Here is a 14,828-nt window from a genome sequence, read left to right on the forward strand (position 1 = left end):
GCCTCCTTCTTGTGCTCGTCGTGGGCTTGTCGGGTCACCGGGACCGCCGAGATCGCCGTCGGCGGTCGGCTCAGGTGGTGATCAGCGTGCCGATCTTGTCGCCACCCACGGCCCGGACGATGGTGTCGTCGCCCTGCGCGCCGAAGACCAGCATCGGCAGGCCGTTCTCCATGCAGAGGCTGAAGGCTGCCGCGTCGGCGACCCGGAGGTTGCGACGCAGCACCTCGGAGAAGGTGATCGAGTCGAACTTGCTGGCGGTTGGATCGATCCGGGGATCGGCCGTGTAGACGCCGTCCACGCCGTTCTTGCTCATCAGCACGACGTCCGCGTGGATCTCCAGCGCGCGCTGGGCGGCGACCGTGTCGGTGGAGAAGTACGGCATGCCCGCGCCGGCGCCGAAGATGACCACCCGGCCCTTCTCCAGGTGCCGGATCGCCCGCAGCGGGATGTACGGCTCGGCCACCTGGGCCATCGTGATGGCGCTCTGTACCCGGGTCTCAATGCCCTCCTTCTCCAGGAAGTCCTGGAGGGCCAGGCAGTTCATCACCGTGCCGAGCATGCCCATGTAGTCCGCCCGGGCCCGGTCCATGCCCCGCTTCTGCAACTCGGCGCCCCGGAAGAAGTTGCCGCCGCCGACCACCACGGAGACCTGCACACCCCGGCGTACCACGGTGGCGATCTGCCGGGCGATGGCCTGCACCACGTCCGGATCGACACCGATGGCGCCGCCGCCGAACACCTCGCCGGACAGCTTCAACACCACCCGCCGGGCCCGGCCGGGCGGTGGTGCCGTCGGATCGTCCGCCGCCAACGTCCGGTCACTCACAACCTGCGTCATCCGCCCGTCCTTCCCCCACTGGCGCGCTCAGGTGCGCGTACCTGCCGCTGCCGACCTTATGGGACGAGGAGGCCGCGGTGTGTGTCGCGTACACCGGCGGCCTCCTCGTCTCGTCGTTGCTCCCAGCCCACGGGCGCGGTACGCCCCGAGCCGGCTCAGGCCTGGCCGACCTCGAACCGCACGAAGCCGGTGACCTCGATGCCCGCCTCAGCCAGCACCTGCTTCACCGTCTTCTTGTTGTCGGTCACCGAGGACTGCTCCAGCAGGACGAAGTCCTTGAAGAAGGAGTTGACCCTACCCTCGACGATCTTCGGCAGCGCGGCCTCGGGCTTGTTCTCCTCGCGGGCGGTCTGCTCGGCGATGCGCCGCTCGGACTCGACGACCTCGGCCGGCACCTCGTCGCGGGTGAGGTACTGCGGCCGCATCGCGGCGATCTGCATCGCCGCACCGCGCGCGTCGGCGTCGCCCGCCTCGTCGGTCTTGCCGGCGTACTGCACCAGGACGCCGACAGCCGGGGGCAGGTCCTGCGCCTTGCGGTGCAGGTAGACCGCCACGGTGCCGTCGAGCTTGGCGAACCGGTTGAGCACCAGCTTCTCGCCGATCTTGGCGGACTGCTCCTGGACCAGGTCGGCGACGGGACGACCGTCGATCTCGCTGGCCAGCAGCTCCGCGGCGTTGCTGACGCCGGCGCGCTCGCCGTGCTCGACGAGCTGCTGCGCCAGCGCGATGAAGGCATCGTTCTTGGCGACGAAGTCGGTCTCGCAGTTGAGTTCGAGCAGCGCCTTGCCGGAGTGCGCGATCAGACCGTTCGCGGCGGTCCGGCCGGCCCGCTTGCCGACGTCCTTGGCGCCCTTGACGCGCAGGATCTCGACGGCCTTGTCGAAGTCGCCCTCGGCCTCGGTCAGCGCCTTCTTGCTGTCCATCATGCCGGCGCCGGTCAGGTCGCGGAGCTTCTTGACGTCCGCGGCGGTGATCTGGGACATGGCTCTCTCTTCGGTGTTGAGACTGCGTGGAATGGTCTGCGGTGACGATTACCCGGTTCCGAGAGGTTCGTGCCCGGTCTACCCGCCGCCGGTCACCGTCAGCGGAACGGACGGTGACCGGACGGCGGAACGGTCACTGACCGGAGACGGCGGCGGGCTGCTCGGCGGCCGGCTGCTCAGTGGCGGGCTGCTCAGTGGCGGGCTGCTCGGCGGCCGGCTGCTCGGCGGCGGGCTGCTGCTCGTCGGCCTTCTTCGGCTCTTCAAGCAGCTCGCGCTCCCACTCGGCCAGCGGCTCGTCGGTGGCGACACCCGCCTCCGGCTTCTCGTCGCCGCCCCGGCGACGACCGGAACGGGCGATCAGGCCATCGGCCACGGCGGCGGCGACGACCTTGGTCAGCAGCTCGGCCGAGCGGATCGCGTCGTCGTTACCCGGGATCGGGAAGTCGACCTCGTCCGGGTCGCAGTTGGTGTCGAGCACGGCGATCACCGGGATGCCCAGCTTGCGGGCCTCGTCGACGGCGATGTGCTCCTTCTTGGTGTCGACCACCCAGACCGCGGCCGGGAGCTTCTGCATGTCCCGCAGGCCGCCCAGGGTGCGGGTCAGCTTGATCTTCTCGCGGGAGAGCTGCAGGGTCTCCTTCTTGGTGTAGCCGGCGGCGGTGCCGCTGAGGTCACCGAGGGCCTCCAGCTCCTTCATCCGCTGCAGCCGCTTGTACACGGTCTGGAAGTTGGTCAGCATGCCGCCGAGCCAGCGGTGGTTGACGTACGGCTGGCCGACGCGGGTCGCCTGCTCGGCGATCGCCTCCTGGGCCTGCTTCTTCGTGCCGACGAACAGGATGCTGCCGCCCTCGGCCACCGTGTTGCGCACGAAGTCGTACGCCTTCTCGATGTAGTCGAGGGTCTGGCGCAGGTCGATGATGTAGATGCCGTTGCGCTCGGTGAAGATGAAACGCTTCATCTTCGGGTTCCACCGCCGGGTCTGGTGCCCGAAGTGAACGCCACTCTCCAGCAGCTGACGCATGGTCACGACGGCCATGATTCGTACTCCTTGCGGTCCCTGGTTGTCCCGCCCAGCCGGCGGCCGGGCGTCCTGGTGCCCGGTCGTCGACCATGGTGGGCCCGACCGGGGTCGGGACCAGGGAGGCCGCCGCCGCACGACGACTCGTGAGGAGGGCACGCGAGGTCGACCGCACGAGGCGGTCGCCGGTTGACCAGTGTACGCGCTCTCCCGACCGGGCCACGCCCGGGTGCGGCGATGCTCCACTCCACGGCGGTCGACCCGCGTGCAGCCACCGACACGGTTCCGCGCCACCGACGGCCAGACCGCCTGCCGCCGCCGGCTACGCCCCGCCGCACCCGCCGGCTCGGTGACGCGCAGCCGGTGGCCCGACCCCTCAGCCGGCGGCGAGCGCGGCCACCAGGAAGAGCGCCAGGCCGACCGTGAGGTAGGCCGTCGGCGGTCGCAGCCAGCCCCGCGCGCCGTCGAGCAACGAGAACCCGGTCGTCCGCAGCCCGTAGAGGCCGGCCGCGAAGATCGGCAGTCCGCAGACCAGGAACGTGCCCGCCAGCACGTCCCCGGCGGCAACCGGATCGGCGGTCGCGCCGTGCAGCAGCACCCGCACCGCCGGCACCTCGAAGATCACGACCAGCGCCGCGAAGAGCACCGCGAGCACCGGCCGCCGCGTCCGGTAGACACCATCCCCGGGCAGTACGCCGCCCGCCGGTTGACCGGGTGCCAGGTGGCCGGGTACCGGATGGCCAGCCGCCGGGGGACCGGTCACGGCGTCGGCGGGACCGGGCGGGGCCTCGCCCACCGGCGGTTCCGTCCGGGGTGCCACCGACGGCACCGGACCGGTCGGCTGTTCCAGCGGGTTGGTCGCCTCCGGGCCGCGCTTGGTCTCGACGATCGGGTATCCGGCCAGCACGGCGCGGGTCGGATCCGTGGACAACGGCGCTCCGCCGCTGGTCGGGCCCACCTCGTAGGCGGCGCGTCGGCCGGGACGGTCGACCGGCAACTCACCGGAGACGTCCGGTCCCGCCGGTTCCGCTCGGCGGGAACGCGACGCCCGGTAGCGCTCGGTCTCCCCCGCCACGTCGCCGAGCGGGTCCGTCAGCGCCGCACGTCGCGGCGAGCCGTACCGGTCGTCGTCGTCACCGCGCTGCTCGGGTACCGCGCGGGGCTCGTCGCCGAGGTGGCGCTCCTCTCCCGCCGGACGCCACTGCGGGTCGGTGTAGCCACGGTCATGGTCGCCCGGATACCAGCGCGGCTCCTGGTCATCGGCGAAACTGCGTCGTCCGTCCACGCCCGGCACCGTATGCGACAGGCAGTTGGTACGCCATTCGACCCCGCACCTGACCAGCCCGGGAAGATGGCTTAGCACATCCGGGACATGATCGTCCGGTCGTCCACAACACCCTTGGTTGTCCACAGGTCACCACGACGGGGTCGCCGCGAGTCCCGGCCCGGAGCAGTGTGCCGGTCATGACCAAGCGGAACCAGGCGATCGGCGGTTACGGGGAACGCTGCGCCGTCCGGCACCTCATCGAGGCTGGACTACGCCCGGTGGCCCGCAACTGGCGCTGCCGCACCGGGGAGATCGACATCATCGCCTGGGACGGGCCGGTGCTCGCCTTCTGCGAGGTGAAGACGCGGCGGACCACCACCTTCGGCAGCCCCGCCGAGGCGGTGGTGCCGCGCAAGGCCCGCCGGCTGCGGAGGCTAGCCGCCGCCTGGCTCGCCGCCACCGGCACCACCGCCGACGAGGTGCGCTTCGACGTCATCTCGGTGCTGCTGCCCCGCCTCGGTCGGGCGCGGGTCGAGCACGTCAAGGACGCCTTCCGGTGAGCGAACACAGCGACCGAACCGGTCGACCCGATGCGCTGGTGCCGTGTCGGGGCACCGCACGAGCCGAGGTGACGCGGTGAGTTACGCCCGGGTGCTCTGCGTCGGTCTGGTCGGGGTGACCGGGCAGTTGGTGGAGGTGGAGGTGGATCTCGCTGCCGGCCTGCCCGGAGTGGTGATCTCCGGCTTGCCCGACACCGCCCTGCACGAGGCGCGCGACCGGGTCCGGGCCGCGGTGGTCAACTCCGGCCAACGGTGGCCGAACCGCCGGATCACCCTCAACCTGCTACCGGCCACCCTGCCCAAATTCGGTTCGGCGTTCGATCTGGCGATCGCGGTGGCGCTGCTCGGCGGCTCCGGCGAGCTCCCGCTGCTGCCACTGGACGGCGTGGCGGTGCTCGGGGAGCTGGGCCTGGACGGCACCGTGCGACCGGTCCGGGGCGTACTGCCGATGGTCGCCGCGGCCGCGAAGGCCGGCATCCGACGGGTGATCGTCCCGGCCGGCAACACCGCCGAGGCGGCGGTCGTGCCCGGCCTGCTGGTCCGCGGCGTCGACACCCTGCACCGGCTGGTCGCCTTCGTCCGCGACGGCAGACCGCTGATCGAGCCGGCGGTCGACGCCCCGCCGCCGCCCGCACCCGGACCCGACCTGGCCGAGGTCGCCGGGCAGGGGCTGGGCCGACGGGCGCTGGAGATCGCCGCCGCAGGTGGCCACCACCTGGCGCTGATCGGGCCGCCGGGAGCGGGCAAGACGATGCTCGCCGAACGCCTGCCGTCGATCCTTCCGGAGCTGGACGACGAGGCGGCCCTGGAGGTCACCGCGCTGCACTCGATCGCCGGCCTGTTGCCGGCGGGTGGCCGGTTGATCCGGCGTCCGCCGTTCCAGGCACCTCATCACACCGCGACCGTTCCCTCGATCGTCGGTGGCGGGTCCGGGCTCGCCCGCCCCGGCGCGATCTCACTCGCCCACCGTGGGGTACTGCTGATGGACGAGGCACCGGAGTTCAGCAAGGCGGCGCTGGAGGCGCTGCGTCAGCCGTTGGAACACGGCCGGGTGCTGTTGACCCGCAGCCGGGGCAGCGCCGAGTATCCGGCCCGCGCCCAGCTGGTCCTCGCGGCCAACCCGTGTCCATGTGCGAACCCGGCCGGCGACGACCGCTGCGAGTGTGCCCCGCAGGCCCGCCGCCGTTACCTCGGCCGGCTCTCCGGTCCGCTGCTCGACCGGATCGATCTCCAGGTGCGGCTGCCACCGATGCGCGCCGCCGAGCTGATGGAGTCGACCAGTCACGAATCCTCCGCGGTGGTCGCCGGGCGGGTGGTGGCGGCACGTGCGGCGGCGGCTGCCCGCTGGGCACCGCTGGGTCGGCGGCTCAACGCCGAGATACCCGGCCCGCAGCTACGTCGGGCGCCGTGGCGGCTGCCCGGCCGCGTCACCGCCGATCTGCGGTCCCGGCTCGACTCCGGTTCGCTCTCCGCCCGTGGCTTCGACCGGGTCGTCCGACTCGCCTGGACGATCGCCGACCTCGACGGGCGGGCCCGGCCGGACGCGGGAGACGTCGGCGAGGCCATCACGCTCAGGACGGGAGAGGGCACATGAGCAGCCATGAGGAGTTGACCCTGGCACGGGTGGCGTTGACCTGGCTGGCCGAGCCGGGGACCCGGTCGGTGCACGCGCTGGTCGACGAGCTCGGCCCGGTGGGCGCGCTGGACCTGCTGCTGGACGGCGGAGCACCCCAGCAGGCGCTACGCGAGTCGGTGGCGGCCCGCAGTCGGGGCGGTGACGCCAGGATGATCGCCGCCGAGGCGCTGCGCCGCGCCGAGCGACTGGGTGTCCGGGTCGTCATCCCCGGCGACGACGAATGGCCGGAGACGGTGGAACATCTGCGCACGCTCCGCCTGTCCGACGCCCGCCGCCGGGTGGATGTCGAGACCGCACCGCCGCTCTGCTTCTGGGTACGTGGCTCGTGGCCGCTGGCGGAGGCGCTGGACCGGTCCGTGGCGGTGGTCGGGTCGCGGGCCGCCACGGCGTACGGCACCCACGTCGCGACCGATCTGGGTTACGGCCTGGCCGACCGGGACTGGACGGTCGTCTCCGGCGGCGCGTTCGGCATCGACGCCGCCGCGCATCGTGGGGCGCTGAACGCCGGTGGGCGCACTGTCGCGGTGCTCGCCTGCGGGGTGGACCGCGCGTACCCGATGGGCAACGCGGCGCTGTTCGACCGGATCGCCGACACCGGTCTGCTGGTCAGCGAGTGGCCGCCGGGCGCGGAGCCGCTGCGTCCCCGTTTCCTCATCCGCAACCGGGTGATCGCGGCGGGTACCCGGGGCACGGTGCTGGTCGAGGCGGCGGCCCGCAGCGGCGCCACGCAGACCACCCGACGGGCCATCGCCCTGGGTCGACCGGCGATGGTGGTGCCGGGCCCGGTCACTTCCGCCATGTCGGTCGGTGCCCACGAGATGCTTCGGGAGTACCTGGAGGCGCGACTGGTGACCGGCCTGGCCCATGTGCTCGAGGAGGTGGGTCGGATCGGCGAGTTGGCCCCGGTGCCGCGCGGGCCCGAACGCCCCACCGATCTGCTCGACGACGACGCCCGGTCGATCGTGGAGGCGATGCCGCGACGCGGCCGCGTCGATGTGGACGCCCTCGCCGTGCGGGCCGGTCTTGCCGTTCGCACGGTGCTGCGCAAACTGCCGCTGTTGGAGGAGTTGGCCCTGGTGGTACGCCGGGAGGACGGCTACGCCCTGGTCACACCGAGCCGGCCGAGCACGCCGGCCCAGCCCGGCCCGAGCACGCCGACCCGGCCCCGCCCGGTCGCGCCGGTGAGCAGGCCGATCGGCGGTGACGCCCCACCTTCCGCCTGATCACCGGGTGCCGCCTGGCGGGCCGCCTGTTCCCCGTCCGGGCCTACCGACCGTAGGGTGGATCTCGTGGGCAGGATGGGCGGGCACGTGCCGGCCGCCAACGGCACCCAGGCGATGCACGACGCGCTGCCGGCACCACTGCGGGACGCGGTGGACGAGTTCGCGGGATACCTGGCCTCGGTCCGCAACCGCTCGGCACACACCGTGCGGGCGTACGTCGCCGATCTGGTGTCGCTGTTGGATCATGCTGGGCGGATGGGCTGCACCGAGGTGGCCGAGCTGAGCCTCGACACGGTCCGCAGCTGGCTGGCCCGGCAGCGCACCACCGGCGCTGCCCGCACCTCGCTGGCCCGCCGGGCCGCCGCGGCCCGGACCTTCAGCGCCTGGGCGCACCGGCACGGGCTGCTGCCCACGGACGTCGCCGCCACGCTGGCCAGCCCCCGACCGCGCCGGACACTGCCCACGGTGCTCCGCCCCGAGCAGGCGGCCCTGCTCGTCGAGAGACCCGTCCACCCCGCGGCCACCCCCGGGTCCGGCAGGCCGGCGTCCGGCGCCGATCCCCAGCCGTCAGCCGAAGACCCATCCGTCGCCGGCCAGGCGGTACGGCTGCGCGACCGGGTACTGCTCGAACTGCTCTACGGCACCGGGGTACGGGTCAGCGAGGTGTGCGGAATCGACACCGCCGACGTCGACCAGGATCGGCGGGTCGTCCGGGTACGCGGCAAGGGTGGGCGGGAGCGGACGGTCCCGTACGGCCTGCCGGCGCAACGCGCCCTCGACGACTGGCTGCGGCATGGGCGGCCGGTGCTGGCGGTCCCCGAATCCCGGGACGCGCTGCTGCTCGGTGCCCGGGGCGGCCGGCTGCATCCGACGATGGCTCGGCGGATCGTCGGTGATCACGCCGAGGCGGCGGGGCTGCCCCGGACCAGCCCGCACGCGCTGCGCCACACCGCCGCGACCCACCTGCTCGAAGGCGGCGCGGACCTACGGGCGGTGCAGGAACTGCTGGGGCATTCCTCGCTGGCCAGCACCCAGATCTACACACATGTCTCGGTGGAACGGCTCCGGGCCGCCTACCGCCAGGCCCACCCGCGCGCCTGACGGTAGGCGGCCCGGGGCCTCCGAGTCACGCACGAATCACCCGGCGGCGGGACGCCGTGCCGAACCTCCGGACTGCCCGGCATCCCCGACCGGTGACGGCGGCAGCACCACCGGGCACACCGAGCCCGACGGCTACGATCATCGGGTGAGCGTCCCGCCGCCGCCCGAGCCGATCACGGGCGCCCGTCTGCTCTTCTCTCTCGACCCGGCGGTCAGCCACCTCAACCACGGCTCGTTCGGCGCGGTCCCGATCGTCGCGCAGCGCGCCCAGCAACGGCTGCGCGACGAGACGGAGGCCGACCCGCTGCGGTTCTTCACGCAGGGACTGGTCGACCGGATCGCGCACACTCGCCGGCACCTGGCGGGTTTCCTCGGTGCCGATCCCGACGGCACCGCCCTGACCACCAATGCCACCACCGGCGCCGCCGTGGTGCTCCAGTCCCTGGGGCTGCGGTCCGGTGACGAGGTGCTCACCACCGACCACGGCTACGGTGCCGTCGCCTACTCCATCCGACGGGAGTGCCACCGCACCGGGGCGACGCACCGGGTCCTGCGGGTGCCGTTGACCGCCACCGACGACGAGGTGGTGCAGATCGTCCGGGACGGGCTGCGGCCCGGCCGGACCCGGCTGCTGGTGGTCGACCAGCTCACCTCGGCAACGGCCCGGCTGTTCCCGGTCGCCGCGATCGTCGGAGTGGCCGGTGAGCACGGCGTGCCGGTGCTTGTCGACGCCGCACACGCTCCCGGCATGCTGCCGGCGTCGGTGCGCGGCATCGGCGCCGACTTCTGGGTGGGCAACCTGCACAAGTGGGGGTACGCGCCGCGCGGCACCGCCGTGCTGGTGGTGGCGACACCGTGGCGGGACCGGATCGAGCCGCTTGTCGTCTCCTGGGAGCAGGACTCGGGCTTCCCGGCTCGCCTGGAGTGGCAGGCCACCTCGGACTACACGGCCTGGTTGAGCGCACCGGCAGGGCTCTACACACTACGCAGCCTCGGCGTCGACCGGGTACGCGCGCACAACGCCGGACTGGCCGCGTACGGGCAACGGGTGGTGGGGGACGCGCTTGGCGTGCCACCGGCCGACCTGCCCGACCCGGGCGGACCGACGGTCGCCATGCGACTCATTCCGTTGCCGGCGGGGCTCGCCACGACCCTGGACGGTGCCCGGGCGTTGCAGACCCGGATCGCGGAGCGGCTCGCCACCCAGGTCGCCGTCACGACCTGGGACGGCCGCGGCTGGCTGCGCCTGTGCGGCCAGGTCTACAACACGCCCGAGGAGTACCAGCGACTCGCGTTCGGGTTGCCCGGTCTGCTCGTCCAGCGTTGATCGAGCGCGCCCGGCTGACGGTGAGGTCACCGACGGGCAGCAGTCGGACCCGTCCGAGACCGAGCAGAGCCAGCGGGTCGAGGTAGCCCTCGCCCCGACGCAGCCCCCAGTGCAGGCACGCGACGGCCGGACAGCCGGCGTGCCCGGGCAGCAGGTTGCCCAGCGGCGTACCGGCCGACACCACCGCGCCCACCGTGACGGTCGGTCGGACCGGTTCGTACGTGGTCCGTAGGCCGTCGACGTGGCCCACGGTGACCACCGGCCGGTCGGCGACCATGCCGGCGAACAGGACCGTGCCGGTGCCGGCCGCCCGGATCGTGGCGGCGGCCGGGGCGAGCAGGTCGACTCCCCGGTGCCCGGCCAGCCACGGCCGGGGCGGCGGGTCGAACCGGCGAACCGGCCGTGGCACCCCGTCGACCGGCCATCTGAACCGCCCGCTTCCGCCGAGCTGCGGCACCCCCTCGACCGGCCACCGCGGGGACGGCCGAGCATCCGGCGCGGCCGGCGAGGGCGACCAACCACGCGCCCCGGCCACGCCGCCCATCGATCCGGTGGGGGCCAGCAGCAGGAGCGTCGTGAGTGCGCCGAGTATCGACATCCGTGGCGACATGCCGTCGAGCCTGACCGGGCCCGTCGAAGTCCACCGCCCCGGGCGGCCGATCTGTGGACGACCGGGCGTCCTGTGGACAGTCCACGCACGCACTGGTCGATCTGCTATGGGCGAACGTCGCCTAGGCTCGGTGCGTGACCCGCGACTGGTACGCCTGGCACCACCATTACGAGGATCCGGATTCGTCGCTGTCGCGGCGGCTGACCGAGGTGCGCCGGCGGATCGGCACCGCCCTGGCGGAGGCACCGCCCGGCCCGCTGCGGGTGGTCAGCCTCTGCGCCGGGCAGGGCCGGGACCTGATTCCCGTGCTGGCGACCCATCCGCGTGGCGGCGACGTGACCGCGCTGCTGGTCGAGCAGGAGCCGCGCAACGTGGAACTGGCCCGCGCCGCCGTCCGTGAGGCGGGACTGTCCGGGGTCGAGGTGAGGTGCGGCGACGCGGCCGACAGCGATGCCTACGTCGGAATGGTTCCGGCCGACCTGGTGCTGGCCTGCGGCATTTTCGGCAACATCTCCGATGCCGACGTGCGAGCCGTGGTGGCACACTGCGCCTGGCTCTGCGCCACCGGCGGTACCGTCGTCTGGACCCGGGGCCGATGGGAGCCGGACCTGGTACCGACGATCTGCGACTGGTTCGTCGCGGAAGGGTTCGAGCAGGTCTCGGTCAGCACCCCGGCGGAGGGGGTCGGCGTGGGCGCGCACCGGCTACTCGGTCCGCCGCGACAGCGGCCGGCCGGCGCGACGATGTTCGAGTTCGTCGGGCGTCCGGAGGCCGCCGGGCACTGACGAACCAACCGAGTGCACTGTGGACGCGGGACGCGGGACGCGCGGCGGGTGGGGGCCTCCGTCGCCGCTCCGGCGGTATGCGGGGTCAGCCGCCGAAGCCGGAGTCGGCGGGCAGGGAGATGTCCGGCTTCTCCAACTCCTCGACGTTCACGTCCTTGAATGTCATCACCCGGACATTCTTCACAAACCGAGCAGGGCGGTACATGTCCCAGACCCAGGCGTCGTGCATCTCCACCTCGAAGTAGACCTCGCCGTCTGAGTTGCGGACATGCAGGTCGACCTGGTTGGCGAGGTAGAAACGGCGTTCGGTCTCCACCACGTAGGAGAACTGACGGACGATGTCGCGGTACTCCCGGTAGAGCTGGAGCTCCATCTCGGTCTCGTACTTCTCGAGATCTTCCGCGCTCATCGCACTCCGCCTTCCATGACCACATCTTCCCCCACCGGCGCCGGAGGCCGAGGCTGCTCGCCCAACGCCACGCCGACGGTACCCCCTACGGCGCCTGCGCGCCCCATCGGCTCGTCCCGGCTTGCGCCGAGCGGTCGCCGCGAGCGGGGTGGCCGGCCGTCGAGCCCGGAGACGGCGGCCACGTTGACGTACGAGTAACGGTGCTCCCGACACGGCCCGCGCTCACGCAGTGCGGCGGTGTGCTCCGCGGTGATGTACCCCTTGTGCTCGGCGAAGCCGTAGCCGGGATGCTCGGCGTCCAGGTCAACCATGATCCGGTCCCGGGTGACCTTCGCCAGCACGCTCGCCGCCGCCACACAGGCGGCCACCCGGTCGCCCTTCCACACCGCGAGCCCAGGTGCACCCAGGCCGTCCACGCCGAACCCGTCGGTCAGGACATACTCCGGCCGGACCGCGAGCGACGCCAGCGCTCGGCGCATCGCGGCCAGGTTGCACACGTGCAGCCCCCGGGCGTCGACCTCGTCGGCCGGGACGACCACCACCGCGTACGCCAACGCGCGCTCGACGACCTCGTCGTGGATCCGTTCCCGACTCGCCGGGGTCAGCAACTTGGAGTCGGCCAGCCCGTCGATCTCGCCTCGCCGGCCCTCCGGCAGCACCACGGCGGCGGCGACCAACGGCCCCGCGCAGGCACCGCGGCCAGCCTCGTCGGCACCGGCGACATGCCGGAAGCCGCGCCGTTGCAGGGCCCGCTCCAGCGCGTAGAGCCCGGCCTCCCGGCGTACCACCGTGCGTGGTGGAGTCAGCATGCCCGTCCCTCGATGACAGCCGTCGTGCCCAACGCGCGGGCCAGAACCTCGGCAAGGTCAGCTGGGTAGCAGCGCTCCCGGGTGCCGCGCAACTCGTCCGCCGACCACCACCGGTGATCGTCGACGCTGCCCCGCTCCACCTCGCTGAACCCCGCCGTGTCGACCTCGTGCGCCGTCACCCGGACCAGGAAGAACTGCTGCTCCTGCCGGTACCAGACGCCGCCGAAGGAGAACTCGGTGACGTCGGCGTGCACCGGTTGACCGACCTCGGCCACGCTCACACGGAGCCCGGTCTCCTCGGCCAGCTCGCGGATCGCGCCCTCGGCGTACGTCTCCCCCGGGTCGAGTCCTCCGCCGGGGGTGAACCACCACCGGCCGCGTTCCGGACGGGCGGGGTCGAAGCCGCGGAACAGCAGCAACCGGCCGGCCGCGTCGACAAGCAGGACGCGAGCGGCACACCTCGGGGTGTAGACGGTCACCGCACCAGACTGCCAGATGCCTGCGACGTCCCCCACGCCGCGCTGTCCGGGACGGGTGGACGCCCGTTCACCGACGGTGCCGGCCCTGGTCAGGAACTGGGGATGGCCTCGAACTCGTCCGGCACGGTCAGGATCCTGGCCCGGTCGAACGGCCAGAAGATGGTGAAGGCGCGCCCCACCACGTCGTCCTCGGGAATGGTGGCGGCCTCGATGTTCTGCCCGGACTGCTGGTAGTGCTCCAGCGAGTCACCGGAGGCGGACCGGTGATCGCCCATGACCCAGAGCCGACCCTCGGGCACCCGCACGTCGAACTCCTGGTCCGCCGGCTTGTCCCGCTGACCGTCGACCGAGAAGATGTACGGCTCGTCGAGCGGGGTGCCGTTGATCAGCAGGCGGTCCTGGTCGTCGCAGCAGACCACCCGATCGCCGCCGACACCGATCACCCGCTTGATGAAGTCCTCCCCCGCCGGATTGCCACTCCACTCCATCGGTGCCTTGAAGACGATCACTTCGCCGCGATGCGGCGAACGGGTGTGGTAGACGAGTTTGTTGACAAGTACCCGATCGTCGATCTTGAGAGTGTTCTCCATCGACGGCGAGGGGATGAAGAAGGTCTGCAGTACGAAGGCACGTACCAGTACCGCGACCAGGATCGCCACCCCGAGGAGGATGGGCAGTTCCTTCCAGAAGGAGTGGCGCGGCTTGTCGGTCTGCTCGTCAATCACGGGAGGAGCCTACGTTGCCCGACCGAGCGCCACCGTCCGGAACGCGCGAGAACGGAAAGTGTGGCCGCAATCGGGATCAGCAGGACGACACCTCCGTCGGGGTCGGGGCGTACCGGGGCCGCCCCGCCGGCGGTGGGTGGCGGGGCGACGGTGGCGAAGGTGTCGGGGATCGGCAGCGAATGCCACCGGTCGGACGGCCAGACCACCGCGAACGCCCGCCCGACCACGTTGTCGATCGGCACCGTGCCCTGGCACCGGGCGTCCTGCGAGACCTGCCGGTGATCGCCGAGGACGAACATCTGACCGGGCGGGACCACGATCTCCTCGAACCGGCGGGAACGGCACTCCTGCGGATTCGGCGGGAGATCGAGCGGCGAGTCGCGCAGCACGTACGCCGACTCGTCCAGCGGGGTGCCGTTGACCAGCACCCGTCCCTGGTCGTCACAGCAGCTCACCCGGTCCCCGGGCAGCGCGATGACGCGCTTGATGAAGTCCTTCTCGCCGGGCCGACCGACGCCGACCAGATCGCCGACGGTGCGGCCGAGCTTGTCGGCGAAGCTGGTGGGCGGCTGCACGTCCACCTGCGGGACCCACTGGTCGGTGCCGCGGAAGACCACGACCTCGCCGCGCTGTGGGTTCCGGACGTTGTAGACGACCTTGTTGACCACGACCCGATCGCCGACGAGCAGGGTGTCCTCCATCGACCCGGAGGGGATGAAGAACGCCTGGAGCAGGAAGGTGCGGATCAGCACCGCCAGGCAGAAGGCGACGATGAGCAGCAGCGGCAACTCCTGCCAGAGCGGCATCTGCCGTTTACCGCGCCGGGTGCGTCGGCGCCACGGATCGGCCGCGCCGCTGTCGTCAAGCGCCTGTACCACGCTCACTCCCCGGTCCGCAGAAACAACTACCGCCCGGGAACCTCGTCGAGGCTCCCCGGGCGGTAGTGGAGGTCACCCGCCACACACGAGGCGGGTCACCGCCGCGCTGCGCCCGTACGACCAGGGTAGTGCGGACTGGCCGGTACGGCATACGCGCAGTTCGGGCGGCGTGGCGCGGTG

15 protein-coding genes and 1 pseudogene are annotated in these 14,828 nt (G+C 72.3%); 6 read left to right on the plus strand and 10 right to left on the minus strand.

Annotation, left to right across the window (positions count from 1 at the left end; genetic code table 11):
- Positions 1-70: 70 nt before the first annotated feature.
- The 4 genes from pyrH to O3597_RS18355 all read right to left on the minus strand — a co-directional run bounded on the left by pyrH (position 71) and on the right by O3597_RS18355 (position 4,124).
- Positions 71-838, minus strand: coding sequence for a UMP kinase (gene pyrH, locus O3597_RS18340; RefSeq protein ID WP_093401681.1), 768 nt, complete (start codon positions 836-838; stop codon positions 71-73).
- A gap of 155 nt (positions 839-993) precedes the next feature.
- Positions 994-1,821 carry a translation elongation factor Ts gene (tsf, locus tag O3597_RS18345; RefSeq protein ID WP_164445699.1) on the minus strand — a complete coding sequence of 276 codons (828 nt, stop codon included), beginning with the start codon at positions 1,819-1,821 and terminating at the stop codon, positions 994-996.
- Positions 1,822-1,954: 133 nt separating this feature from the next.
- Complete coding sequence (gene rpsB / locus O3597_RS18350) at positions 1,955-2,857, minus strand: 30S ribosomal protein S2 (RefSeq protein ID WP_281601865.1); 903 nt, start codon at positions 2,855-2,857, stop codon at positions 1,955-1,957.
- A gap of 358 nt (positions 2,858-3,215) precedes the next feature.
- On the minus strand, positions 3,216-4,124 hold the full coding sequence (locus O3597_RS18355; protein WP_281601866.1) for a hypothetical protein: 909 nt from the start codon (positions 4,122-4,124) through the stop codon (positions 3,216-3,218).
- A 179-nt stretch (positions 4,125-4,303) separates the two neighbouring features.
- Between O3597_RS18355 and O3597_RS18360 the strand changes: the two genes are divergently transcribed.
- From O3597_RS18360 to O3597_RS18380, 5 genes are all read left to right on the plus strand, one after another.
- Positions 4,304-4,666: a YraN family protein gene (locus tag O3597_RS18360; protein ID WP_164445701.1), complete on the plus strand. Its 363-nt coding sequence runs from the start codon at positions 4,304-4,306 to the stop codon at positions 4,664-4,666.
- Between the two features lie 76 nt (positions 4,667-4,742).
- On the plus strand, positions 4,743-6,260 hold the full coding sequence (locus O3597_RS18365; RefSeq protein ID WP_164445702.1) for a YifB family Mg chelatase-like AAA ATPase: 1,518 nt from the start codon (positions 4,743-4,745) through the stop codon (positions 6,258-6,260).
- The gene (locus O3597_RS18370) at positions 6,257-7,525 is read left to right on the plus strand and encodes a DNA-processing protein DprA (protein ID WP_281601867.1); all 1,269 of its coding nucleotides are present in this window, start codon (positions 6,257-6,259) and stop codon (positions 7,523-7,525) included. The genes O3597_RS18365 and O3597_RS18370 overlap by 4 nt, the downstream gene beginning before the upstream one ends.
- Positions 7,526-7,600: 75 nt before the next feature.
- Entirely contained in the window at positions 7,601-8,626 is a 1,026-nt protein-coding gene (locus tag O3597_RS18375; protein WP_281604581.1) for a tyrosine recombinase XerC, read from the plus strand.
- A gap of 145 nt (positions 8,627-8,771) precedes the next feature.
- Positions 8,772-9,953, plus strand: a complete 1,182-nt coding sequence (locus tag O3597_RS18380) for an aminotransferase class V-fold PLP-dependent enzyme (RefSeq protein WP_281601868.1) — start codon at positions 8,772-8,774, stop codon at positions 9,951-9,953.
- Here the strand turns inward: O3597_RS18380 and O3597_RS18385 are convergent.
- Complete coding sequence (locus O3597_RS18385) at positions 9,841-10,563, minus strand: peptidoglycan DD-metalloendopeptidase family protein (protein ID WP_281601869.1); 723 nt, start codon at positions 10,561-10,563, stop codon at positions 9,841-9,843. The two genes, O3597_RS18380 and O3597_RS18385, sit on opposite strands and share 113 nt — an antisense overlap.
- Before the next feature lie 134 nt (positions 10,564-10,697).
- On the opposite strand from O3597_RS18385, the gene O3597_RS18390 reads away from it, so the two are divergent.
- Positions 10,698-11,348 (plus strand): class I SAM-dependent methyltransferase family protein, encoded by a 651-nt coding sequence (locus tag O3597_RS18390; protein ID WP_281601870.1) that lies wholly within the window; start codon positions 10,698-10,700, stop codon positions 11,346-11,348.
- An 85-nt stretch (positions 11,349-11,433) separates the two neighbouring features.
- On the opposite strand, the gene O3597_RS18395 is transcribed toward O3597_RS18390, so the two are convergent.
- From O3597_RS18395 to lepB (O3597_RS18415), 5 genes and pseudogenes are all read right to left on the minus strand, one after another.
- The gene (locus O3597_RS18395; RefSeq protein ID WP_007075222.1) at positions 11,434-11,757 is read right to left on the minus strand and encodes a DUF2469 domain-containing protein; all 324 of its coding nucleotides are present in this window, start codon (positions 11,755-11,757) and stop codon (positions 11,434-11,436) included.
- Positions 11,754-12,566, minus strand: coding sequence for a ribonuclease HII (locus O3597_RS18400; RefSeq protein ID WP_164445706.1), 813 nt, complete (start codon positions 12,564-12,566; stop codon positions 11,754-11,756). The genes O3597_RS18395 and O3597_RS18400 overlap by 4 nt, the downstream gene beginning before the upstream one ends.
- A complete protein-coding gene (locus tag O3597_RS18405; protein WP_164445707.1) occupies positions 12,560-13,045 on the minus strand; it encodes an NUDIX domain-containing protein in 486 nt (161 codons plus the stop codon). Before O3597_RS18405 ends, O3597_RS18400 begins: the two co-directional genes overlap by 7 nt.
- 89 nt (positions 13,046-13,134) lie before the next feature.
- Positions 13,135-13,770: a signal peptidase I gene (gene lepB / locus O3597_RS18410; protein WP_164445708.1), complete on the minus strand. Its 636-nt coding sequence runs from the start codon at positions 13,768-13,770 to the stop codon at positions 13,135-13,137.
- Positions 13,771-13,779: 9 nt separating this feature from the next.
- Positions 13,780-14,648: pseudogene (gene lepB / locus O3597_RS18415) on the minus strand (signal peptidase I).
- Positions 14,649-14,828 lie beyond the last annotated feature (180 nt).

The organism is Verrucosispora sp. WMMA2044 (genome assembly GCF_027497155.1).
Lineage (GTDB): Bacteria > Actinomycetota > Actinomycetes > Mycobacteriales > Micromonosporaceae > Micromonospora > Micromonospora palythoicola.